22 protein-coding genes are annotated in these 22,400 nt (G+C 39.6%); 12 read left to right on the top strand and 10 right to left on the bottom strand.

Annotation, left to right across the window (positions count from 1 at the left end):
- Position 1: 1 nt before the first annotated feature.
- Positions 2–673 carry a class I SAM-dependent methyltransferase gene (locus ANA7108_RS0124850; protein WP_016953548.1) on the bottom strand — a complete coding sequence of 224 codons (672 nt, stop codon included), beginning with the start codon at positions 671–673 and terminating at the stop codon, positions 2–4.
- A 93-nt stretch (positions 674–766) separates the two neighbouring features.
- Here ANA7108_RS0124850 and hemH point away from each other — a divergent pair, with 93 nt between their 5' ends.
- On the top strand, positions 767–1,930 hold the full coding sequence (gene hemH / locus ANA7108_RS0124845) for a ferrochelatase (protein ID WP_016953547.1): 1,164 nt from the start codon (positions 767–769) through the stop codon (positions 1,928–1,930).
- A gap of 138 nt (positions 1,931–2,068) precedes the next feature.
- Here the strand turns inward: hemH and ANA7108_RS0124840 are convergent, their stop codons facing one another.
- From ANA7108_RS0124840 to ANA7108_RS0124825, 4 genes are all read right to left on the bottom strand, one after another.
- The gene (locus ANA7108_RS0124840; RefSeq protein ID WP_016953546.1) at positions 2,069–2,611 is read right to left on the bottom strand and encodes a DUF4126 domain-containing protein; all 543 of its coding nucleotides are present in this window, start codon (positions 2,609–2,611) and stop codon (positions 2,069–2,071) included.
- Positions 2,612–2,917: 306 nt separating this feature from the next.
- Positions 2,918–4,561 carry an acetolactate synthase large subunit gene (locus ANA7108_RS0124835; RefSeq protein WP_016953545.1) on the bottom strand — a complete coding sequence of 548 codons (1,644 nt, stop codon included), beginning with the start codon at positions 4,559–4,561 and terminating at the stop codon, positions 2,918–2,920.
- Positions 4,562–4,863: 302 nt separating this feature from the next.
- The gene (locus tag ANA7108_RS0124830) at positions 4,864–6,231 is read right to left on the bottom strand and encodes an NAD-dependent succinate-semialdehyde dehydrogenase (RefSeq protein ID WP_016953544.1); all 1,368 of its coding nucleotides are present in this window, start codon (positions 6,229–6,231) and stop codon (positions 4,864–4,866) included.
- 212 nt (positions 6,232–6,443) lie between these two features.
- Entirely contained in the window at positions 6,444–8,060 is a 1,617-nt protein-coding gene (locus ANA7108_RS0124825) for an adenylate/guanylate cyclase domain-containing protein (protein WP_016953543.1), read from the bottom strand.
- Positions 8,061–8,654: 594 nt separating this feature from the next.
- On the opposite strand from ANA7108_RS0124825, the gene ANA7108_RS0124820 reads away from it, so the two are divergent.
- The 9 genes from ANA7108_RS0124820 (at position 8,655) to ANA7108_RS0124780 (ending at position 16,868) form a co-directional block, all read left to right on the top strand.
- Entirely contained in the window at positions 8,655–10,163 is a 1,509-nt protein-coding gene (locus ANA7108_RS0124820) for a VanZ family protein (RefSeq protein WP_016953542.1), read from the top strand.
- A 279-nt stretch (positions 10,164–10,442) separates the two neighbouring features.
- Complete coding sequence (locus ANA7108_RS0124815) at positions 10,443–10,691, top strand: hypothetical protein (RefSeq protein ID WP_369750732.1); 249 nt, start codon at positions 10,443–10,445, stop codon at positions 10,689–10,691.
- Positions 10,691–11,314, top strand: a complete 624-nt coding sequence (locus tag ANA7108_RS0124810; RefSeq protein ID WP_016953540.1) for a hypothetical protein — start codon at positions 10,691–10,693, stop codon at positions 11,312–11,314. The genes ANA7108_RS0124815 and ANA7108_RS0124810 overlap by 1 nt, the downstream gene beginning before the upstream one ends.
- A gap of 2 nt (positions 11,315–11,316) precedes the next feature.
- Positions 11,317–12,318, top strand: coding sequence for a hypothetical protein (locus tag ANA7108_RS28330; RefSeq protein ID WP_016953539.1), 1,002 nt, complete (start codon positions 11,317–11,319; stop codon positions 12,316–12,318).
- A complete protein-coding gene (locus tag ANA7108_RS0124800) occupies positions 12,315–14,936 on the top strand; it encodes a hypothetical protein (RefSeq protein WP_016953538.1) in 2,622 nt (873 codons plus the stop codon). Before ANA7108_RS28330 ends, ANA7108_RS0124800 begins: the two co-directional genes overlap by 4 nt.
- Positions 14,937–14,953: 17 nt before the next feature.
- Positions 14,954–15,778 carry a hypothetical protein gene (locus tag ANA7108_RS0124795; protein ID WP_016953537.1) on the top strand — a complete coding sequence of 275 codons (825 nt, stop codon included), beginning with the start codon at positions 14,954–14,956 and terminating at the stop codon, positions 15,776–15,778.
- Positions 15,779–15,884: 106 nt separating this feature from the next.
- Complete coding sequence (locus tag ANA7108_RS0124790) at positions 15,885–16,256, top strand: hypothetical protein (protein ID WP_016953536.1); 372 nt, start codon at positions 15,885–15,887, stop codon at positions 16,254–16,256.
- Positions 16,257–16,296: 40 nt separating this feature from the next.
- Positions 16,297–16,521 carry a hypothetical protein gene (locus ANA7108_RS0124785; RefSeq protein ID WP_016953535.1) on the top strand — a complete coding sequence of 75 codons (225 nt, stop codon included), beginning with the start codon at positions 16,297–16,299 and terminating at the stop codon, positions 16,519–16,521.
- Between the two features lie 11 nt (positions 16,522–16,532).
- Positions 16,533–16,868, top strand: a complete 336-nt coding sequence (locus tag ANA7108_RS0124780; RefSeq protein ID WP_016953534.1) for a hypothetical protein — start codon at positions 16,533–16,535, stop codon at positions 16,866–16,868.
- A gap of 308 nt (positions 16,869–17,176) precedes the next feature.
- Here ANA7108_RS0124780 and ANA7108_RS27890 read toward each other — a convergent pair whose 3' ends face one another.
- The 5 genes from ANA7108_RS27890 to ANA7108_RS0124755 form a co-directional block, all read right to left on the bottom strand.
- The gene (locus ANA7108_RS27890; RefSeq protein ID WP_016953532.1) at positions 17,177–17,449 is read right to left on the bottom strand and encodes a hypothetical protein; all 273 of its coding nucleotides are present in this window, start codon (positions 17,447–17,449) and stop codon (positions 17,177–17,179) included.
- Positions 17,446–19,857 (bottom strand): DnaB-like helicase N-terminal domain-containing protein, encoded by a 2,412-nt coding sequence (locus tag ANA7108_RS0124765; protein WP_016953531.1) that lies wholly within the window; start codon positions 19,855–19,857, stop codon positions 17,446–17,448. Before ANA7108_RS0124765 ends, ANA7108_RS27890 begins: the two co-directional genes overlap by 4 nt.
- Before the next feature lie 94 nt (positions 19,858–19,951).
- A complete protein-coding gene (locus ANA7108_RS29925) occupies positions 19,952–20,245 on the bottom strand; it encodes a hypothetical protein (RefSeq protein WP_144052421.1) in 294 nt (97 codons plus the stop codon).
- Between the two features lie 72 nt (positions 20,246–20,317).
- A complete protein-coding gene (locus ANA7108_RS0124760; protein WP_016953530.1) occupies positions 20,318–20,662 on the bottom strand; it encodes a hypothetical protein in 345 nt (114 codons plus the stop codon).
- Between the two features lie 111 nt (positions 20,663–20,773).
- Positions 20,774–21,145: a hypothetical protein gene (locus tag ANA7108_RS0124755; RefSeq protein WP_016953529.1), complete on the bottom strand. Its 372-nt coding sequence runs from the start codon at positions 21,143–21,145 to the stop codon at positions 20,774–20,776.
- Between the two features lie 620 nt (positions 21,146–21,765).
- Here ANA7108_RS0124755 and ANA7108_RS27885 point away from each other — a divergent pair.
- Together ANA7108_RS27885 and ANA7108_RS30380 are read left to right on the top strand one after the other, a co-directional pair.
- Positions 21,766–21,972, top strand: coding sequence for a hypothetical protein (locus ANA7108_RS27885; RefSeq protein WP_016953526.1), 207 nt, complete (start codon positions 21,766–21,768; stop codon positions 21,970–21,972).
- Between the two features lie 128 nt (positions 21,973–22,100).
- Positions 22,101–22,271 (top strand): hypothetical protein, encoded by a 171-nt coding sequence (locus tag ANA7108_RS30380; RefSeq protein ID WP_016953525.1) that lies wholly within the window; start codon positions 22,101–22,103, stop codon positions 22,269–22,271.
- The last annotated feature ends 129 nt before the right edge of the window (positions 22,272–22,400 follow it).

Raw genomic sequence — 22,400 nt, 5'->3', positions numbered from 1 at the left:
CTCATGTTTTTAAACATGAGTTTTTTCTGTTAAGAGTTGCTTCCTGTTCCCTCTGAATGCCCTGTATCACTTGTAAACTACCACCTGCATACAAACTTGGTTCACCCACCTCAAACCCATATTCTCTTAACAAACCCGGTAAATCAGTCTTTAATAACTCCCAAGCTGTTTCCGTTTCAAACAACCAGAAAAACACCGACAAACCAGGCCAGAATATGGGATTTGTAGGAGGATGAAAATCTACCAAGGTGAATACTCCCCCCGGCTTCAACACGCGATAAACCTGTTGAATGATTTTTCTTAATTGTTCAGGCTGCATCTCATGTAACGCCGCGCTGGTGTGTACAACATCAAAAGAATTGTCTGGAAACGGCATATCTTCTGCAAATGCTTCCACATAAGTAGCATTAGGCACATTTTTACGCGCACGTTGTAAAGATAACGGAGAAGCATCCAGCCCTGTAACATTTTGTGATGAATTCACCAAAAATTGCGTGGCTTGACCACTTCCACAACATAAATCTAGAATTTGAGTATCTGAGTCAAGTGTTAAGCCTTGCAAAGGTAATTGCCGGAAACGCGCTTCACCACCCACACTCAAGGCTGCTAAACGGGAGATTCCATCGTATAGCCACTGATAACGATAACTCCAGTCTCTGAAAATAGTTGCCATTGCATCTTTCCTGCTGATAAAGCTTTATATTTAATAAAGATATATTGTTAACATTAGTAAAAAAACTGTAAGGATTGGGGGAAAGTAACTGCTATGGGTCGTGTAGGCGTATTATTACTTAATCTCGGTGGACCAGATAAATTAGAAGATGTCGGTCCCTTTTTATATAACCTGTTTTCTGATCCGGAAATTATTCGCCTACCCTTTCGCTGGATGCAAAAGCCTCTAGCTTGGCTGATTGCTACCAGGCGAACTAAGACATCTCAGGCTAATTATAAGTACATCGGTGGTGGTTCTCCATTGCGGCGAATTACCGAAGAACAAGGGGAAGCACTCAAAGCCCAACTAGGTAATTTGGGGAAAGAAGCCAATATTTATGTAGGAATGCGTTATTGGCATCCTTACACAGAAGAAGCGATCGCACAATTAACCCAAGACAACATCGATAAGCTGGTGATTCTGCCACTTTATCCTCAATTCTCTATCAGTACTAGCGGTTCTAGTTTTCGACTGTTAGAACAATTATGGCAAGAAAACCCAAAACTTCAGCGCCTTGAATACACCGTCATTCCCTCCTGGTACAAACAACCGAGTTACCTGCAAGCAATGGCGGAACTAATCAGGGAGCAACTTAATCAATTTCCTAATCCTGATGGGGCGCATATCTTCTTTAGCGCTCACGGCGTTCCTAAAAGTTACGTTGAAGAAGCAGGTGATCCCTATCAACAAGAAATTGAGGAATGCACTCATCTGATTATGCAAACTCTCAATCGTCCCAATCCCCACACCTTAGCTTACCAAAGTCGCGTCGGACCAGTAGAATGGCTACAACCATATACTGAAGACGCACTCAAAGAACTAGGCGCACAAGGAGTGAAGGATTTAGTGGTTGTACCTATCAGCTTTGTTTCTGAACATATCGAAACATTGCAAGAAATTGATATTGAATATCGGGAAATAGCTGAGGAAGCAGGAATTCACAACTTCCGTCGTGCTGCTGCGCCTAACACCCATCCAGTGTTTATTCAAGCACTAGCAGACTTGGTGATTGATTCACTCACAAAGCCTAATCTCAAGCTATCGCAAGTCACCCAAATGAAAAAAAAGGTGAAAATGTATCCTCAAGAGCGTTGGGAGTGGGGACTGACTACTAGTGCCGAAGTCTGGAATGGAAGAATTGCCATGCTAGGTTTCATTGCCTTGATTATCGAGTTAATTACCGGTCAAGGCTTGCTACATATCATAGGAATTTTGTGATTTTATCTGAGAGAAAAGTTTAATTTTCCCCCGTTCCTATCACATATTGTCCGGTTGAATACTTACTTATCATTAGGACTGACGCAGTGAGGCGGAGAGTTTTTTTGATCAGCAATTAGCCGGACTTAATACCACTCATTAACTGCTTTTTTGCCAGTACCACTGATACCAGTTTTTAGCACTGCGAATTGACAGCCAAAGGAGAATGAGGGCAATTAATCCTCCTTTTCGGGGATCATCGACAGCAAAAACCACCAGTGTAAAACACAAGCTATCTTGAAGAAAGACTGCCCAAAGTGGCAAACCACGCAAGCGATAAAACCAACCTGACAGAACTAGTTGTAGTACCAAAGCCAATAAACCTCCGATTAAGGCGATTAACCAGCTGGGAGTTGCCGTGGCCGAAGCCACTGTTAACCCCATAATTGCCCCGACAAAAGGAGATAAAAATAACTGAACTTGTTGTACTATTCTTTGCCCAATAAGTTTTTTGGAAGCAAATAACTCAAATAATGACCAACTAGTAAGTAGCCCGCTCAAAACATGAGGTGAAATGCCTGATAAAATCGGTACTTGAGACCAGAGGTTACTGCCCTGTAATAGTCCAATAATCAGTAAAGGCGTACCCACTCTCATTCCGGCAGCTGCTGAAGCAGACAGTGTAGCAAGGATTTCAATCATCTGTATATCCCTAGCATTAATAATTCAGCAAAGGGGCTTAAATTAATATTTACTCTTCCTAAGCATAGGTTTCCCAAAAAACTAACAAAAATTACAGCAAAATTCAGAATTTAGGAGTCAAAAAATAGGTTGCAGGGGTAATAAATAAAGATGTATTATTTCTTGCAACCTGCAATCTGCTGTATCATGATTATAGTCTCTAAAAATTTTTAGGCGTTGCATAATTGCGGGATGATTTGAGAATCTGCGTCAATATATAATCCCCGCGTCAGCCTCAATCATCCCCTTATTCAGCAACGCCAATTTTTAGACTTCACAATGTAAGTCACCAGCTTTTTGGGTAAAGCGACGGTTTTCCCGATAATCTACCCGACAATCTATTACCGCAGGTACATCTTGAATTAAAGCTTCTTTAAGTACAGGAATTAAATCAGTGGCAGATTCTACTCGATAACCTTTTAAACCCATACTTTCAGCTAATTTAACAAAATCAGGATTACCAAAATGTACAAAAGAAGAGTTGCCTTTACCAAATTGATTTTCTTGTTTCCACTCAATTAAACCATAGCCACCATCATTAAAAATTAATGTGACAAAGGGTGTACCGACACGCAAAGCGGTTTCTAATTCCTGACAATTCATCATAAAGCCACCATCACCAGTTGCAGCTACAACTTTTCGTTCAGGATTCACAAGTTTGGCCGCTAAAGCACCAGGAATTGCAATTCCCATGGCAGCAAAACCATTAGAAATAATGCAAGTGTTAGGACTATGACAATGATAATGTCTAGCAATCCACATTTTATGTGCGCCAACATCAGAAATCACAATATCATCTGGACCCATCACTTGTCGCAAATCATAAATTAATTTTTGCGGTTTAATAGGAAAGCCATCATCATGGGCATATTCTTCGTAATCTGCACGAATATTAGAACGTAAACTAATGGCGTAAGGTGCAGGTTTACTTTGACGATCTGCAAGTTTTAAAATTTCATTCAAGGAATCAGAAATATCGCCGACTATTTCCACTTTGGGAATATAACTACTATCAATTTCTGCGGAAGTAGCTGCAATATGTATAATAGGAATATTACCTTCAGGATTCCATTTTTTGGGAGAAAATTCAATTAAATCATAGCCAATTGCAATGACTAAATCTGTATTATCAAAGCCGCAGGTAATAAAATCTCGTTGTTGTAATCCCACTGACCACAAAGCTAAGGGATGAGTATAGGGAATCACTCCTTTACCCATAAAAGTATTGGCAACGGGCATATTCATTTGGGTAGCAAATTGCGTGACCGCATCACTGGCTTGGGCGCGAATTGCTCCATTTCCAACTAAAATAATGGGATTAACAGCTTGGGAAATCGCCGCTGCAGCAGCGCGAATACTTGCAAAAGAAGCATAGGTCTTTTCGCTATTATCCTTATTTAAAGGTTTACCCTCTACAGGCATAGCTGCAATATTTTCTGGTAAATCAATGTGAACTGCACCGGGTTTTTCAGTTTGCGATCGCTTGAAAGCTTTCCGCACAACTTCTGGTGTAATGCTAGGTCGTACAATCTGCTTATTCCACTTAGTCACAGGTGCAAACATTGCCACCAAATCTAAATATTGATGGGACTCAATGTGCATTCTATCTGTTCCCACTTGCCCTGTAATTGCCACTAAAGGCGCACCATCTAAGTTAGCATCTGCTACCCCAGTCATTAAATTAGTTGCCCCTGGGCCTAGAGTCGAAAGACATACTCCCGCTTTACCTGTTAACCTCCCATAGACATCAGCCATGAATGCTGCACCCTGTTCATGACGAGTAGTAATAAATTGAATTGATGAATTTTTTAAAGCTTCTAAAACGTGTAAATTTTCTTCGCCAGGGAGTCCAAAAACATATTGTACTCCTTCGTTTTCTAGGCACTGTACTAACAATTCTGCGGTATTCATTTAATTTCCTCAAAACTAATAATTAATAGGGAATAGGGAATAGGGGATAGGGAATAGGGAATTTACCAATTACCAATCACCAATTACCAATCACCAATCACCGGTAAAGGCAGAGGGCAGGAGGCAGGAGGCAGAAGGAATATCTCCTCTGCCCACGACTGAAAGGAGTAAGGGTATGAAGCCCCTCCCAAATCGAAAATTTGGGAGCTTCCGATTGGGAGGGGTCACAATCCCTTTCCAATTGGTTCCTTCTGCCCTCTGCCCTCTGCCTCCTGCCTTCTTGAACAATCACCAATCACCAATTACTTAACCCAAACTGTCTTCACATTCACAAATTCATGTATGCCTTGAATACTTAATTCTCGGCCATATCCAGAACGCTTAATCCCCCCAAATGGTAATCTAGGATCAGATTTAACCATGCTATTAATAAATACTGCACCTGCTTCAATTTCTTGAATTAAGCGATTTTTTTCTTCTTCATTTGTAGTCCAAGCACTTGCACCCAAACCAAAGGGTGTATCATTAGCTAATTTAATCGCAGTATCAAGATCCCGAACCCGGAATAATAAAGCCACCGGACCAAAGAATTCTTCCTTGGCAATTGGTGAGTCTACAGGAATATCTATGATAATTGTGGGTGGATAAAAGTTCCCCGAATTATGTTGTAAAGGAGATCCACCTGTGAGGATTTTTCCACCACTTTTAACGGCTGTTTTTACCTGTTGGTGTAAATCCTGGAGAATATCAGGAGTTGCTAGGGGACCTAAGTCTGTATCTGGTTCCATGGGATCACCAACCTTTAGGGATTGGAATTTATCTAACAGCAATTTTTCAAATTTATCTGCAATTGTTTCCGCGACAATAAAACGTTTAGCTGCAATACAAGATTGTCCATTATTTAACATTCGCGCTGCCACTGCGGTGGTAACTGCTGCTTCTAAATCTGCACTTTCTAAAACAATAAATGGGTCACTGCCCCCCAATTCTAAGACAGTTTTTTTAATTTGTTGACCAGAAGCAGAAGCGATCGCCGCACCAGCCGGTTCACTGCCTGTTAATGTAGCCGCTTTCACCCGTTCATCAGCCATTAAATCAGCTACTTTAGGCGCACCGATTAACAGAGTTTGAAACGCACCTACGGGAAAACCTGCCCGGCTGAGAATGTTTTCAATTGCCAAAGCACATTGAGGCACATTTGAAGCGTGTTTAAGTAAACCCACATTTCCTGCCATCAATGCCGGTGCGGCAAAGCGAAAAACTTGCCAGAAGGGGAAATTCCAAGGCATGATCGCAAGAATTGCACCTAAAGGCTGATAACGGACAAAACTATGACTAGCATCGGTTTTGACTGTGACATCAGCCAGAAAACTCGGTGCATATTCGGCATAATAGCGACAGACATAGGCGCATTTTTCCACTTCAGCCATTGCAGCTTTGAGAGGTTTGCCCATTTCTATAGTCATCAATTTGGCAAAATCTGCCTTTTCTTGTTCTAAAATTGTCGCTGCTTGTTGTAACCAGTGCGATCGCTCGGAGAAACTAGTCTTACGGTACTTCTCAAATGCCTGTTGTGCCAAATCCAATTTGTCAGCAATTTCTGCATCCTTGAGCGGCTCAAAGGTTTTGAGAGTTTCCCCTGTAGTGGGATTAATGGTGGCTATAGCCATGACCTGACCTCCCGTTAAAAAAATACTTGAGGTAGCTTCCTAGTGTTACACAGATTAATTATGGAAGCCACTACCAAATTTTAGTCTTTTCATTCAGGAATAGCTGCTGAAGATTACGACTTCGCCATTAAACTTGAAATAAACTATACAATCAGTTGGATAATAGCACTGCAATCAGCTAGTATCACTTTCATTGGTATAACCAATAACAATTAATTCATTTTTGTCTGGTAAATCTTAATAAATCTATCAATACCTTTAAAACGATAGTCTCCCATTTCCCTAAATTCTGAACGTTGTGAAAGCTGTTTATAAGTAACTTCACTAATTACACATTCACCGGGAGAACAGATTGGTTCCATCCGAGCAGCTAGATTAATTGTTGCTCCTAATGCCGTATAGTCTACTCTTTGAGAACTACCAACATCACCAACAACAGCTTTACCACTATTAATAGCAATACGTAATTGTAAAGGTTGTTGCCAAAATCTATTAGCATTGAGACGTTGGAGACGATACAGCATTCCCTTAGCAGCACTAACAGCGCTATCTGCATGACTTTGTTGTGGTTCTGGAGCGCCAAAAAATGCCATTATACAATCGCCAATATACTTGTCTAAAGTCCCGCCATAAGTAAATACTTCTTGTAACATTTCCTCAAATAAATTGTTTAATAATCCAGCAATTTCTTGAGGTGTGAGGCGTTCGGAAATTTCTGTAAAGCCTACTAAATCAGCAAATAAAATACTAATTTCACTTTCAGTAGGAGCTAAACGCCCATCAGTAAATTCTCTTACTGCTATTAACTGCTGTACAACTGCCGGAGAATGATATCGTTCTAATCGATGACGAATTACCTCTTCAGTTCTCAGCTTTTCTATTAATAACCACCGTTGAACGCTAGAAGCAACAAGATTTGCTAAAGCTGAAAAAAAGCTCAGTTCTTCTTCACCTTCGTTTGTCCATTGGGAAGAAGAAAGATGAGCATCACCATACAGAACACCGACAACTTTATTTTCATCCCATAAAGGTACTGCCATGGCGCTACGAATACCTTTAACTAAAATACTCTGTTCACTAGAAAACCTTTCATCAGCATGGGTATCAGCACTCTGAATAGCTACCTTATCGGCGAATGCCTTTTGACAAATACTGTGACTAATCCAACTGCCATCAACAGGCAAATATTTTTCTTGGGAAATTGTTTTAGTTGCCGAATTAACTAACTTCAAAGTACTAGAACTATCAACATCAACTAATAATGCCAATCGTTCAATACCTTCAATATAACGAAAAACTAGTGCTTGCACCTGAGAAAAAATTTCTTCAATCGATGCAGCTGCACAGAGGTTTTTAGCTATCTCTACCAAATCTTTGAGGCGGTCAATAGTTTTATCCTTATTACTACTACCATTAACATCACTACCTTCTATCCATTGTTGTTGTAGTTCTTCAACATTTTTGAGAAATGTTATTTGCTGGCTATTGGTTTCTACAGTTGGTACATATTGAGGCGGTAAATTTGACAATGTATTTGATAAAACTACTACTAAATTAACATTGCCTAGATAAATAACGTCATGGTTATGCAACTCTTGAGTAGGCATAACAGGAATTCCATTTACTTGCGTTCCGTTTTTGCTACCCATATCCTCAATCATCCACACACTATGAGAAATTTTCCTAATTCGGGCGTGTTGGCGAGAAACTCCTCCAAAAGGTAAACACAAGTCACATTCTGACAAACGACCGATAGTAAATACTTCTTGAGTTACTAAAACCGAAGTTTTGGTATCCCCTTGAGTCAGGAGTAGTGTGAGTTCAGTCATGAGTGTAATACATTTATACTGGAAGTTGGTAACATACCCATCAAGGCCAATCTTTCTCCGGGCTTACGCATTAGATACCAAACATCCGGTTTCTCAACACCAGTTTTGGGTTGGGGATAAACCAGGTTTGTTTGCGTAATCCCTCACCTTACCTTTTCTTTATGATACTGTTAATGGCATTATGGCAACTTCATATGTAGTAAATATTACTAAAACATTACCTTTAGAGAAACAAAATCATTACTAGTAAAATACAGTGTAAGTAGAATAACTATACCCTTAGGGGGAAGCAAGCTACAAAATTTCTGAAAAGCCTTCCTCATAAACTTTTTTAATTTTTATTTCTGCAAAAGCTGTTGTATATCGGGCGACAGTAAAACTGAATTTGAGATTATATAATTCTGATACTCGGCTTAATTAATACTAAATCACTAAAAGTATTTTACGGAAAAATTATCATCAACAAGCATCTAAATTTATTTATGGAGATTATAAGTTTAAATTGGTAATTTAAAATTATACGTTTCCTAGATGCTGATATATCTAATCAGGGAAATACTGAGCCATTTTGTGTTTTTTAATCATCATAAATTTATGAATCAACACCAAAATCGTTCTCTAACAACAACAGAAATAAAATCATATCTGGTGACTGTGGTATTTGTATTAGTTACTATTCTGGTGGTAGCCATAGCTACGCTTTATCCATTCAAGTTTTCATTACCGAATAGTTTTTCTGAATTTGATTTTTTTTCTAGTTTTAATAATGCAAGTTCTTTTCAGGATCAGGTAAATAATGTTTTATTATTTATGCCTTTAGGTTTCTCTTTAGCCAATTTATTGCAGAAACTTAAAATCAAAATAGGATTACAAATTATTATTGTTTTACTGGTTAGTGCTGGCTTATCTTCGACAGTTGAAGTTTTGCAAATATTTCTACCTTCAAGAACTCCTACTCCAGCCGATATTTTTAACAATACTTTTGGGGGATATTTGGGTTTTTTATGTTTTTATTTCTGGAATATTCAAAGCTTGAATAACATAGTTACACAAATTGAAGCCAGTACTTTAAGACCATCAAATAAAAAAATCACAGGACTTATACTGGCTTATTTTTCCGTGATTTTACTTGCTTGTATTTTTTGGCAAAGCACGACAATCTTAAGTAATTGGGATTTAAATTATCCACTTATACTTGGTAATGAAAGTACAGGTAATCGACCTTGGCAAGGATATATTTCTGAAGTTTATATTACTGATAAAGCCATAACAACTGAACAAGCCCAAACAGGCTTCAATGATGCTAATTATTTTCGAGGTTTTGGTGATTCTCTCCTAGCTAATTATCAATTAAATGGTAAATGTTGTGATCAAAAACAAACGGTAAATTTACCACAACTATTATGGCAAGGAAAGCCAACAAATATAGGAGAAGGTAAAGGCGTTTTTCTGAGTTCTAGCCAATGGTTACAAACAGCGAAACCGGTAAAAAATCTCAGTCAAAGAATCAGCAAAAAATCCGAGTTTACATTGAGTGCTACTATTGCCACTGACAATCTTCAACAGACTGGACCTGCGCGGATCATCTCAATTTCCGGTAATTCTTTGCAGCGTAACTTGACACTTTCACAGCAGGGACATTCTCTAGATTTGAGGTTAAGAACCCCAATTACTGGAGAAAATGGTTCAGATTTACAAATGATAATCCCCAATGTTTTTATAGACAATAAATTTCACCAAATTATCATCACATATTATAAATCAACGATTAAAGTCTTTATAGACAAAGTACAACGTTATTACTCTTTTAATTTACTGGAATTAATTCCTTTTAACCAGAAAATATTTTATTATGCGCTGACTTTTATTCCTTTAGGTGCAGGTTTATCTTTCCTTAGTTTTTTCACAAAAAATAGTGTGACATTCTCTAAGCTATTAGTTCCTAGTGGCATTTTATTACCTTCTATCATATTAGAAGCTATTTTGATTGGTGAAAGTGATAAAAGCCTGAGTTGGAAAAATCTCTTACTAGGAATATTATTTACAGCCGGGACAATGTTGATTTTTAGAATGAGAGTCGCTTACTTAAAAATTAGAAGTTAAACATGAGGTGGAATTTCTAACGGAGTTTCGTACAAGCGTTAATTGGCAGGGCTTTGAGATTTCTTCTTTAAATTTCCTACTCATTCGCTACTCAAACTAGATGAATCTTTTCCTAAATCTTAGATATTTAAATAGATAATTGCTACCCATTTTCTACTCAGCTAATTTAATATGGTAAAAATCACCATATTTTAAAAAATGGCAGAACCAACATTAACGGAAGTATTTGGAGCCGGTGCAACACAGACCGCCACCACAATCACGATCACGAAGGCTGATTTGCCAGGTCTAACTCCGTCTGCAAATAATTCGGCTGAGTCTCTACTTGCAGCTATAGCTCTGAAAGGGCAGGCAGGGCTAACCCAGGTGACATTTGACACGAATATTGACCAAAGCTTGTACTTGGAGAATGGATTCTCATCATTCACTACCAGAGGTGAAGCAGGGGTGAGTTATCGAGTGGATCAGGTGACTATCAACTTAGCCAAAGTTGATAGTGGAGCAACTCTAGACCCAGACGACTACTAATGACCTGCCAAGCGGGCGAAACCGCCCGCGTTACATTTCCTGATGATTCAACGGCAAGCTTTGACGGACCGATAGATATTAAATGTGAGGATGGGCTTTTACTACCAGAAAGGATAAACGTAGATATATACGTCACATACAAATTCAGAACTTATTACGGCACTCAAACTCCCAAGCTGTTTTACGATACGGAGCGAAATACCCAAACCTCTACCACCGCTGGATATACTGCCTACACACCTGTCCTCGGTACTAGATTCCGATCTCAAGGGGACAGCATCATATTTGAGATTCTGTACTTTGCTACATCTCAAGCTACCGAGCCTTCATGGTTTCGGTATGGCTCGGTAAATTCAACTTACCAAGAATTTTTGAGTTGCAATATTACAGCGATTAAGCCAAGGTCTGCCCCAAACAGCGATGACTTAAAAAAGAAAATAATCACAGTTTCTCGAAATGGCATAGAGCTATTTAAAAACCAGTATGAAAGCTGTAATTTCAATGTTGAATGCTTGGCTCCTTGCCCACCAAATACGATGGAGTGCGGCGATTGTTGCTTACCGTGCGACACCATATTTAATCAATTATCTTCAGTTCTGGCGGTTTTGAAAAATATTAAATAATTATGAGTAGTTGTGATGAGATTTCGGGTCAGATTGCGGCGTTAAGCGCGGCAGTATCTGCTCTGAACGGCAAGTTTGCGACCAAGCAGGAATTGGAAGAAGTAAGGAATGAATTAAATAAATATATTCCTAAATCCGACAGACAAAATATTATTAGTCAAGCCGTAACTGAAGCATATAATTCAATTCTTGCTCTTATACAAAGCCTTCTTGGCGATAAAGGTTTGGAGCAAAGAGTTTCGGCGTTAGAAAATCTGATGTCTACTGTTCTGTCACAATTAACCGCCACAAAAGGTATTGCCAATCAAGCGTTAGCATTGGCGAAACAAGCTTTAAATATGGGAGGGAAGCCGGGTCCGAAAGGCGACAAGGGTGAACCTGGTAAGCAGGGTCTGCAAGGTGGTAAAGGTGATAAGGGTATTCCTGGTAAGCAGGGTCTGCAAGGTGGTAAAGGTGATAAGGGTATTCCTGGTAAGCAGGGTCTGCAAGGTGGTAAAGGTGATAAGGGTATTCCTGGTAAGCAGGGTCTGCAAGGTGGTAAAGGTGATAAGGGTATTCCTGGTAAGCAGGGTCTGCAAGGTGGTAAAGGCGACAAGGGTGAACCTGGTAAGCAGGGTCTGCAAGGTGGTAAAGGTGATAAGGGTATTCCTGGTAAGCAGGGTCTGCAAGGTGGTAAAGGCGACAAGGGTGAACCTGGTAAGCAGGGTCTGCAAGGTGGTAAAGGCGACAAGGGTGAACCTGGTAAGCAGGGTCTGCAAGGTGGTAAAGGCGACAAGGGTGAACGTGGACTTAGAGGTTTGAATGGTGATGGATCCGAGAATTCACAGCAAAATAATAACGACTTGGCATCTATCAAGTCTAGGCTTAGTCGCATAGAGTCATATATAACAAAACTTGATTACGCAGGTAGAAATTTATTAAATTTAGTGCCTATTATCAAGGAAGAAATAATTAGCTTTGTCGCATTAACTCTCGAAGGCTTTTTAGCAGGATTATTGAAATGACAATACCATCTGACCCTTCTTTTGTCCGAATTCCTAATACAGTACAAGAGGCACTTAAGGGCTATCGAACCTCACGAAAAGTCCTCACTAATGGAATAACTGACGTAAGAAATACGACGAAATTTGTTAACAAACAGAGACTGGAAAATATTAAATTAACCAAAGATTTAAAAAAAGTTTCCGACACTGTACTTGATAAAATACCTGGCGGTAGCGCACTTGCAAAAGCAGGAAAAGCAGGATTGGCATTAGGAGGAATTGCTGTTGGTCTTGGGGTTTTTGGAATTGTTTTAGCTGATTTATATTGGCTGAAGCCATTACTTCAAAAAGCTCAGGATTCATTCAATGATTCAATTGCCAAAGATTTATCTAAGACTCTCACTCAGATAACAATCAATCGCTCGAAAATCAAGAACCTTGAGTTGAGTGATCAGCGAACCAGGGACAGAGTGTATAAGGTCGAGAAAACCCTGGAGCCTGTGAAAAAACAGGCTAATGATGCCTTGTATGAAACTCGTGAAGGTAGAAAGATATTAGAAGGTAAAATTCTAGAATCACGAAAATTGGGTAACGATGCTTTGTATGAAACTCGTGAAGGTAGAAAGATATTAGAAGGTAAAATTCTAGAATCACGAAAATTGGGTAACGATGCTTTGTATGAAACTCGTGAAGGACGAAAATTAATTGATTCTCTTTTAAGTAAATACAATGAGTTAGCCTCAAGCATTAAGCAAGGACTGGGTGATTCAATTAATACCACTATTAATAATTTAAAATCTCAAATAGAATCCTTGAAATCAAAGGCTGCGGAAGCTGATAAAAAAAATGAATCACAAGATTTATCAATTAAATCAGCCGTAGAACAAACCAAAGCATTGTCGCAAGCTTTTGATAAAGTTCCCAAAGGTTCAGACCTTCTTGCTATTAAAGGTGAATTGGATTTATACAGGAATTCCAGTCAATCTCAAATAGATGCACTTGGGGCTGCGAATGCGACGCTTGCAGGTTCTATAAATGGTTTAGCTTCCAACGATGCCAAATTAGCTGCATCAATTGACAAAGTCTCCAACAAAGTTGCGACACCCGATTTATCACCTCTCCAGAAAGAGTTAGACGATAAATTCAAGGGATTTGTCACGCAAAATAATAAAGACCTGAACATTAGAGACTTGAAGCTCAAGGATTTAACTAAGTCTGAACTCTCTAAGGAATTCGATAAAAAGATAGCTGATTTTGAAAAGCTATCAAACTTATCCAGTGAAAAAAGATTTGAGGAATTTAAGAAAGAGAATGACGCATCTTTAACTAAGTCTGAACTCTCTAAGGAATTCGATAAAAAGATAGCTGATTTTGAAAAGCTATCAAACTTATCCAGTGAAAAAAGATTTGAGGAATTTCAAAAAGAAAATCAACTTGCCTTAAATCCAAAAATTAATGATTTAAAGAAAACCGATACTTCACTGAAAGGTGAAATTGATGATTTGAATCAACAATTAAAAAAGGTCGGAACTGATATTAAAGGATTGGATACTAAAATTAAGGAAAGGGAAAAGGTGGATATAGAGGCTAACGAAAAACTCGATAAAATGATTCCATTAGTCAGCGGTATACCTTTTATTCCGGCAAAGGTGGTGGATACAATTAAGCCGAATATTCCTACTCTTCCACAGATTAATAATGAGGTAGGTAAGGCGGTATGTAATTCGTTTAATGGTGGGTGTGGTAAAGCAGCACTTGATAAGCAAGCCGCGCAAATAAATAACTCCGACAAGGTAAATAACAATGATTTATTCAATAAATTAAATGCAGGAGCGAATGCTGGACTGCTGGCTGGACAGCAAGAGATTTTGAAGCGAATTGGCAATTTTATTCCTGGTGGTTTATCGGGCAAGTTGATCGATGGTTTCAAGTGGTTGCAGGTTGACAGAGCCTTGAATATACTTACATTTGGAGCTACGGTACATAATGCCGCGATGTTGAGCAACGACATTTTGCAAACATTAATAGGTGCGATGACTAATGTTTTAACATTAATTATTCCCAAGGATGATGCTGGTAATGCATTTAATATTGGTGAAGCAATAAATGGAACTGTTGAGTCGGTTGTAAAAGGAATTGTTGGGGAAGAGAATTATACTAACCTGACCAATGCTTGGGCTAAGGCGAATCGAATTTACCAAGCTACTACCAATGTTTTAAATAATGTTTTTGACCTAGGGAGTACAATTACAAATGCGTTGGAAATTGTCGGTGGACAGCAAGGACTAATAGGCAATGCACTCAGATTATGGGGAGTTGTGGGAGAGAAAGCGTATAATTGGATGAATCCAAGTCCTAGTTATGATAACCAGATTCTAATTAAGCTAGAAAAATTAAATCAAACTGCCTCTACAGTTCAGATGGTCACTCAAGTCCCTCTAGATGTTATTTCTTCGGTTAACAACCTTACGGAATCAGCTACAGAATTAGTAAAAGCTGTCAATCAAGACGAGGGAGCTAAAGATGGAATAAAATCCGCCGATGCTAAGAAGGTTAAGGCGGAAAATGAAGAATCCAAGAATCTCATCGAATCATTTCCTGAAATAAATTTAGAGGATATATTTAACGCTAATGATTAATATCAAGGAAATATTGAATGACCCAAAACTTACCTGAGAACCCTGGCAGCTTTGAACACCTACAAAGTGTTTATCGAGTGCAATTCAACAAGCAGGTGGCACTTTACTTTAAAGACTTAGGAGACAGTTGGGAACCTACGGTAGCGACACCCCGTGACAGGCTCAGAAGTGCCTGTACTATGACCGATGAAGATAACGCTTTATGTATGGAACTAAGACATAAATTGTTTTACGACGTACTGGGATATGGACGGGCTAACTTGGCAGTAGTTTTTGGTAGTAGGCAAGAACTAGCACCTCCAGTAAAAGGGCATCCGATAGTTTATTTATATTTCTCTCAAGATGATGAATCGGTAGCAAAAGGATTTTCTAAGGTCGATGCTTGCTATAGCTTCAGATTAATGAAAGAAACCGAGGCGACCATAACAGAAGCGAAGGCGAGAACATTAGGATTAGAAATAAAAAATTTATTTATTAGCGGGAAGCAGGGAATTCGATTAACTAAAGGTAAAAATCAATATATTTATTACGATAAAGACAACGGTTATAGACTAAGGGTTTACTCCAATAGCGAACAAGACGGCGTGGATATTATTAAGAAGATGTTGCAGCTAACTAATACAACTTTTGACGGTGACCGATTGACCGTATCCACTCCCAAAAGACCCAACTATAAGAAGACGAAAACACACCTAGCTTATGGAAAGCAGCGGCAGGTGAGACGATACCGTCCAACAGCCAATGTATTCTTCAGGTATGCATATATGGAAGTACCCGGTAAAGACGATCCGGTTATTCTGGTCGATACAACTTACAGGCTAGAGGGATTAGTCTTAATTTAAGTCCCCACTCGTCTCAGAAGCAGGAAGCATTATATGTTTCCATGACTTACAAAGACTAAAAAAAGTGAAATAGACTGGACTGGAACAGATAGTTAAGGTAGACATAATGGCAGAACCTAAAGCTGCTGGTACAAAAACAACCTATTTTATTGAATTGCCTAACAACAAGGTAGCGAAAATCAAAGCGAAAAAGACATCTGTGTCCGCAGTAGCGACCTCCCTTGGTTGGGATGAATCCGCCACCGGTGAAGTGCCGAATGGGAAAACATTGGTTGGGTCGGGAACCGCAGACGCACTTCTTAACGGGTGTTTCCCTATCGCACTTTATTACAGCAAAAGCGGAAAGGATCGACGTGCGGTCGTGCTATGTTCGCCAACAAAGGCAGACACTATTGCGGCAGAGGCTAAAACTAAGACCTATTTGGGGCAAGATATCATCAGAGTTTCTGCTGTACGTCGCCGCAAATTCACCTACTAATTTTTTACTAATCTTTAAAAAACAGAAGGAGCTTTGATGAATGGCACAAGGATTTATAGTTGTCCGCAAGAGTGGTACTGGTACAGTTGATGGCTACTGGGATGGGACATCATTCGTTGATTCAACCGAACCCGATGCTGTAGACAGTAGTGATTTCATTGAGAACCAGACTGACGCGCGGTTCATTCAAGGCAGCGTTCAAGCTCAGAACGTCAATGCCGACGTAGCATATGTGGCGGCTTCTTCTGACATCACAATTGTGTAGAAGGGCTAATTATGGCTGTAATCTGGAACAAGATTTTTCAAGCTAGTTATTATAATCTTCATAGCAATCCGCGTCCGGAAATTTTAATCCTAGCTCCTATCACCAGTCAGATTATCGCCATAGAACTCTCAAAGATAGGTGGCTGGGATGAAAACTTTTTGGGCTGGCTTTGCCCTTTTAATACAATCCCAGTTTCGCCTCAAAAAAGATTTTATTCTACTTGGAAAAGACTATATCTTGGCTCTCAATTAGTAGCGTTAAGTAAATCTGAACAGGCTGGTAATTTGGAGATAAAACCTCGACTATGGATACCAGACATTAGCGTGACTATATGGGCTTCTTCTTGAAAAAAAACTTATTTTTACTGATTCTCTTTTTTATATTTAAAAATAATGGCTGAAATACTTGGTATCATAATTGGCGTAATTGGACTTCTAATTTCCGTTGGTAGTTGCATCTTTTGGTGGAGCGAGCAACGTACAAGAAGTGAAACTAAAGCCTATGCCGCTCAGAGAGAATTCGTACACATTAAAAATTCTCTTTTGCAGCTAACCAGTAATTTAGCGAATGATCATCAGGATATTGAGAGACGGCTCGACGATATCCGGGATGATCTGAAGGAGATAAAAATTAGTAGGGGTGTGTAACGGTAAAACTAAAATAATCTCAACTGACCATCCACAATTCCATCTGGGTTTGTGGGTGGCTTTTTCTTGGGTGGCTTTTTCTTGGGAGGAATCAATCCCAATTCCTCAAAAGCTTTTCTACGCTCACTCAACCAAATTTTATAAGGGTGCATTGCACGCGTGCCGAAGGGGTAAGCGGCATCAATTGCTTTTTTGATTTGAACGCGATCGCATTCCAGTGGCAGTTGTGCGATCGCTTTTTCGATAGCGGCGCGTGCTGCCCAACGCCACGGACTAGTCATATTTTCTCCAGCTGATGTGCAAAGAAAGGCTTCATAATACCCTTCTGATTAGGAACCTTAACGAATATCGGTCCCTGTCCCGGCATGACCGAGGTAACTGTCCCAACCTGACCCTTTTTCTTACCAATTAGAATTTTCACCGTATCGGATTGGCGTATTTCCACATACCAAGATTCCTTGCAGCATTTCAGATCATGAAACTTAAGGCTGTATATTCCCTTCCTCCCATGAATGGTGCAACCACACTCTTCATCCTGATCATAAATAGTGTGAACTGTGACTTTGGCTTTTAGGGATTGACTCCAATAAATTCCCTTTTCCATAAAGTGTGGAATTTTTGCGTGGTCAATAACGGGACGCATCCCCTTGATCGCATTTTGCTCTGGGGGTGAAAGGCACGCCCAGACTTCTTTTTTAAATTCATCCGTCCAAGCCTCAGTTAGTTCCGATATCATCTCCCAGGATTCCTCACGCAAAGCTTCCTTCAGTAATTCGGCGTTTGCTGCGGGGTCGTAAGTTAAGTCTGGGGGTGTCGTTTCTAGCTGTACTAGTTTTGTACCAAAGTGATCAGTCGGTTTAGAAGTGATCACTTCGCTGATCACTTCTTTTTCCTCTATTTGCAAGGGTTTGAGGTCGATGTGATCAATAACGGCCATAACGGCCATCTGTTCAGAGTTAATTTTATTTTCAAGCTGTTCAGATGACTGATCACTTGGCCGTTTTTGATCACATCTCCCAGAACCCGCTCCCTGACTGAATGGAGATGTGATCAACGATGTGATCAGTTCTTGATCACATTGATCACTTCTATTTCCGAGATAATAAACAATGGCTCGCTTATCCCGTCTTGATCGTCCAGAATTAACCAACCCTTCCCCAGCGGCTCTTCTTAGGTCACGGCGAATCGAATCTTTATTACTGCCCAACACTTCAGCTACTTCTGCGGCTTCAAACGCTATCCCTTTGTTCTTCTGCAAAAACTGCAAGCAACGCTGCATGTTGTTCGTGCTTTGACTAGAGTTGTAACCCATGATGCTATCCTCTAGCCTGCCTGCGAATTTCCAGCCCCAAGTTTCATCGTCGTAGTTAAATTTATATTTACCTGGACCACGACTGCGGGTCTTTTCAATTTCCAGTGTGTTGAAGTCCCCAATCTCGCTTTGGGTCTTGGTGAATTTCCAAACCTCATCAACTGTATTCCTGATTGCGCGACTACCTCTCATGTCACCGCCCGCGTTGGAGTGGTGAATTACTAGGAACGAACAATTAAATTCTTTGGCAATGTGGCGGAGGCGAACCAGCGGACGGGCATATTCAGCCTCTTTTTCTGAGTAGAGGCTATCAACTGATATTGAGGTTAGGGAATCTATTATTACTAGTCGTGATTGATGCTTTCTTAACATTGAGCGAAGTTTACCAAATTCATTGGCGCTCCACTCATCACAAATTGTCAGCTTGCCAGCGCAACTCTCACTCAAGAAATCTTGCATTTCTAAAAGCTTACTGGTATTTCTCGGTCCCTGGTCAGTTTCTATCAAAAGGGTGTTCATGGGAGCAGAATTTGTACCTTCATAGGCGAAATCTCCACCTGTTACCATGTGTTTAGCCAAGGTAAAAGCTAGTCGAGTTTTACCTACACCACCGTCCGCATAAAGGGCAATGACTGATTGATTAGGTACGAAGCCAGGTATTAACCAATCTTGCTCACTTTGTCCGTATTTAAGGAAGTATTCTTTAGCAGAATAAGTAGTGGTAACGTTTCTTGAATCCAACCATTTAGCGTGAAAATCCAGTAATTCTTTCTTGCTGCTGAACTTCCATTTTTTAGATAACTTCCTCATTGCCCAATCGCGCTGGGCTGAGTTTTCAATGTCCTCAACTTCTTCTAAATCTTTACAAAGTTGTTCAAAGGCTACATCGTCTATTTTGTTCCAGTACCCTTTGGCCTTGGAATTTCTCAGTTGGGTAATCTGAAGAATTTGTTGCTCTAAATCTTCTAGTATCCAAGCCAGTGGTTTTTCAGTATCTTGTGCATGGGCTTCAAATTTTGGAGAAAGGCTAAACAACTGCCTTCTTATGAATTTTTCGCTGATTAAGTCAGACAGTTCTTCTATGCTGTCCGTGCTTATGCATGAGTCAAGTATTCTAGTTAGAGCGCTTCTGCCCCCAACGTCAGCAAGCTGTTTATTATTTTGCAGTAAATTGGTTACTGATAATAGATTGACCTCTTCTTGTCGATCATGGAGTTCAATACAAGCCGAGTATATCGTTCGGTGAGACTGGACATAAAAAGCTTCTGCAGGAAGGGTTTTAGCTACTCTGTAAATAGCTTTTGGGTCTAAGAGCAGTCCACCTAATACGGCTGATTCACATTCGATATTGCTTGGAGGCATTTGTGTTGAGTACATTTAAATACCTCTCCTGAAAATGCTATAATTGTTAACAGATGTACGCATATTTTTTTCCTGAAATTTAGATGGGCTAACCGCCCTTTTTTTTTACTTAAAAACAGTCTTCAGAAGTTTGATATTGTCTTTCCTGTTTTAGATATTCGATGATTCTCTCAGCCAGAAAAGCGCGGTCGTAGTGGTTGATTCCGCGACAAGACAATGAAACTAACAGAATTTTAATTTCCTTGTCATAGCGACAGATTTCACACCAATCAGGACTTTGAAGGAATGCAATAAAACTGCGTGCTAAACACCTTACTTCTTTGTGGGTGTAGAGTAAATTGTGTTCATTATTTTTTGAGATGTCTTCTAGTATTCGCTCGAATCCTATTATTGTGTCGTTCATCTAGTAATTGGTAATTGGTAATTGGTAATTGGTAATTACTCCAGCACTAGGGAAGGAGTAATTTATCTGCTTCTAATAACCGCGTCTCAAGTCATCAATTATTTTTTCTAGATACCAAGCGTTAGACATTCCCGGTCTACTACGTCGCTCTTGTTCTACTAGCTTTCGTACTTTTGACCTGTCATCTTTGACTAAAGAAAGTAACTCCTTTTGTAATTGAACTGTTCGGTTGCTAGATTCCTCTTGTCCTTGCTGCTGTTGGCGATTTAACCACGGATTAGTAAGGTTGAAACTCAAAACACGTCCTAATGGGGCTGGTAGCAATTTCACCAGAAAATAGATGAGTAACCGAAATGCGATAATAATTACCAGAGGGGAAACGATGAAGAAAAACAGTGCTATCGTCGAAACATCCATAGTGAGTTAAGCAAATAAGATGAGCTTGATTCACTATGTCTCCCTAAATTCACGCATCTCAGTGATTTAGGTCATGTTCACAAAAAAAAGGCGATCGCCTAAACGACCTCCTTAATCACTGGTTAGAATTTCATAAATATTGGATCTAAGCTCAATAACTTCTTGGTTAAAAACCGCCTGAGATTCTTGCGATTCGGTTAGGCGTGTTTTTAGCCGTTCTTGATGAGCGCCGACGTACTCGTTATATTTTTCTTCCAGTACCGCAAGTCGGCCTAGGATTTTCCCAAGATCAGCATTTCCTTTTCTGTCTCCATGGGGCTGGAGTGCAGTGGGATTATTCCCTTCGCTATCTGCCTGATTAGTTCCGATCTGTCTAGTCCCATTGATTCCGCCACAAGCCGAAAGTTCTCCCAGTCGACTCTCTCTATCCTGACCGTCGCTCGAATTTCGTCTGATATTGTCCTTGCCATGCTCCACCATCATGATAGTGATTTCCCTATTGTACGAACATTAATGACCCTGTGGACAAGAAGTTGTTGACAACCTTGTACGAACAATATACCATGTTTTTAGTACGAACAGCAATGAACATTGAATCGTACAAAGCTCCCTCCTGAAACTCGGTGAGAGTCAACCCTTATGCTGATGGCAGTATTACCACTACCTGCCAGACAATCACCCCCACAGGACACCTATATAAACCGGAGCAAGTTCCATCAACGAGTTAGTTCTCCTACCAAAACCAGCGCGAGGGGTAGGGTTTTTAAACAACTGAATAAATAACTAATAATTCAGTAATAACCAAGGAGGATACTTTTTGATACTTGATGTTTATGCCAATGGATCATTGTTTTTTTCCTGGGGAATATTTTCTATTGTTTCCTGTGGCTGTCAGTCTAGGTCTTTCCCCTTTGGCTGGTTCAGCTTTTCAATCTCAATCAATCCGAAAATCAAATCATGAATAAATTAATCATTGAGTTAGAAGAATCATTTAAGGATTCAACTCTGCTTATTGAATTCTTCTTTCACATTCACCCATTAGGTGGTGTTTTTATTGTTGGCTTGTTCGTGTTCGGTCTCGTAATTGGATTGGTTATTTGATTATGCAAACAAGAAAAGAAGATTCAGCATTCGCTCATTTTGATGATGAGTTTGGAGTTCTTCCTGGCTTATCAAAACGTGAATACTTCGCCGCAATAGCGCTACAAGGTATTCTTGCTAATCCTGAGTTCATGTCAGCTATGGCATGTCAGCTAGCAGTAAAAAAAGCCGATGAATTGATTTTTGAACTAAACAAAACAGATACCTAATGAGAAGAATGAAAATAAAAACTACAAGATTAAGTAACCTTTTCTATCAACGTCAAAGGTTCGTCAAAATAATCGAGCTTAGACGATGGTTTAAACACTCTAGCAAGACTTTAATAGTGAGGTACTAAGTGATTCATTTACCTTGGATTGTTTACACAGAAGTAGACCATAGTTACCGGATTGTTAGCAGTTTAGGTACTAGAAGTGAGGCAGAAATGCACAAGCAAGGTCTTAATAGACTGAGTAAATCAAAACCTTACAAAGTTTGTTTTGATAATGTCTTAGAAGTTTCAGCTTAGTTTAGTGGTAATAGTTTCAATATATCTGCATTCTATTTTTAGTAATGCAGATATAATCTATTGAGGATAGCAGACATCATAACTTGTTACAACTGCATTTACATTGAAGTTAGAGCAACGCCTGAAGGT

The organism is Anabaena sp. PCC 7108, assembly GCF_000332135.1.
GTDB lineage: Bacteria > Cyanobacteriota > Cyanobacteriia > Cyanobacteriales > Nostocaceae > Anabaena.
This window is presented reverse-complemented; position numbering and strand designations above follow the sequence as displayed.

What these genes read in the sequence shown, in the direction of transcription:
- ANA7108_RS0124850 (WP_016953548.1), bottom strand. Translation starts at nt 673, where the DNA reads ATGGCAACTATTTTCAGAGACTGGAGTTATCGTTATCAGTGGCTATAC.
- hemH (WP_016953547.1), top strand. Translation starts at nt 767, where the DNA reads ATGGGTCGTGTAGGCGTATTATTACTTAATCTCGGTGGACCAGATAAA.
- ANA7108_RS0124840 (WP_016953546.1), bottom strand. Translation starts at nt 2,611, where the DNA reads ATGATTGAAATCCTTGCTACACTGTCTGCTTCAGCAGCTGCCGGAATG.
- ANA7108_RS0124835 (WP_016953545.1), bottom strand. Translation starts at nt 4,561, where the DNA reads ATGAATACCGCAGAATTGTTAGTACAGTGCCTAGAAAACGAAGGAGTA.
- ANA7108_RS0124830 (WP_016953544.1), bottom strand. Translation starts at nt 6,231, where the DNA reads ATGGCTATAGCCACCATTAATCCCACTACAGGGGAAACTCTCAAAACC.
- ANA7108_RS0124825 (WP_016953543.1), bottom strand. Translation starts at nt 8,060, where the DNA reads ATGACTGAACTCACACTACTCCTGACTCAAGGGGATACCAAAACTTCG.
- ANA7108_RS0124820 (WP_016953542.1), top strand. Translation starts at nt 8,655, where the DNA reads ATGAATCAACACCAAAATCGTTCTCTAACAACAACAGAAATAAAATCA.
- ANA7108_RS0124810 (WP_016953540.1), top strand. Translation starts at nt 10,691, where the DNA reads ATGACCTGCCAAGCGGGCGAAACCGCCCGCGTTACATTTCCTGATGAT.
- ANA7108_RS28330 (WP_016953539.1), top strand. Translation starts at nt 11,317, where the DNA reads ATGAGTAGTTGTGATGAGATTTCGGGTCAGATTGCGGCGTTAAGCGCG.
- ANA7108_RS0124800 (WP_016953538.1), top strand. Translation starts at nt 12,315, where the DNA reads ATGACAATACCATCTGACCCTTCTTTTGTCCGAATTCCTAATACAGTA.
- ANA7108_RS0124795 (WP_016953537.1), top strand. Translation starts at nt 14,954, where the DNA reads ATGACCCAAAACTTACCTGAGAACCCTGGCAGCTTTGAACACCTACAA.
- ANA7108_RS0124790 (WP_016953536.1), top strand. Translation starts at nt 15,885, where the DNA reads ATGGCAGAACCTAAAGCTGCTGGTACAAAAACAACCTATTTTATTGAA.
- ANA7108_RS0124785 (WP_016953535.1), top strand. Translation starts at nt 16,297, where the DNA reads ATGGCACAAGGATTTATAGTTGTCCGCAAGAGTGGTACTGGTACAGTT.
- ANA7108_RS0124780 (WP_016953534.1), top strand. Translation starts at nt 16,533, where the DNA reads ATGGCTGTAATCTGGAACAAGATTTTTCAAGCTAGTTATTATAATCTT.
- ANA7108_RS27890 (WP_016953532.1), bottom strand. Translation starts at nt 17,449, where the DNA reads ATGACTAGTCCGTGGCGTTGGGCAGCACGCGCCGCTATCGAAAAAGCG.
- ANA7108_RS0124765 (WP_016953531.1), bottom strand. Translation starts at nt 19,857, where the DNA reads ATGTACTCAACACAAATGCCTCCAAGCAATATCGAATGTGAATCAGCC.
- ANA7108_RS29925 (WP_144052421.1), bottom strand. Translation starts at nt 20,245, where the DNA reads ATGAACGACACAATAATAGGATTCGAGCGAATACTAGAAGACATCTCA.
- ANA7108_RS0124760 (WP_016953530.1), bottom strand. Translation starts at nt 20,662, where the DNA reads ATGGATGTTTCGACGATAGCACTGTTTTTCTTCATCGTTTCCCCTCTG.
- ANA7108_RS0124755 (WP_016953529.1), bottom strand. Translation starts at nt 21,145, where the DNA reads ATGATGGTGGAGCATGGCAAGGACAATATCAGACGAAATTCGAGCGAC.
- ANA7108_RS27885 (WP_016953526.1), top strand. Translation starts at nt 21,766, where the DNA reads ATGCAAACAAGAAAAGAAGATTCAGCATTCGCTCATTTTGATGATGAG.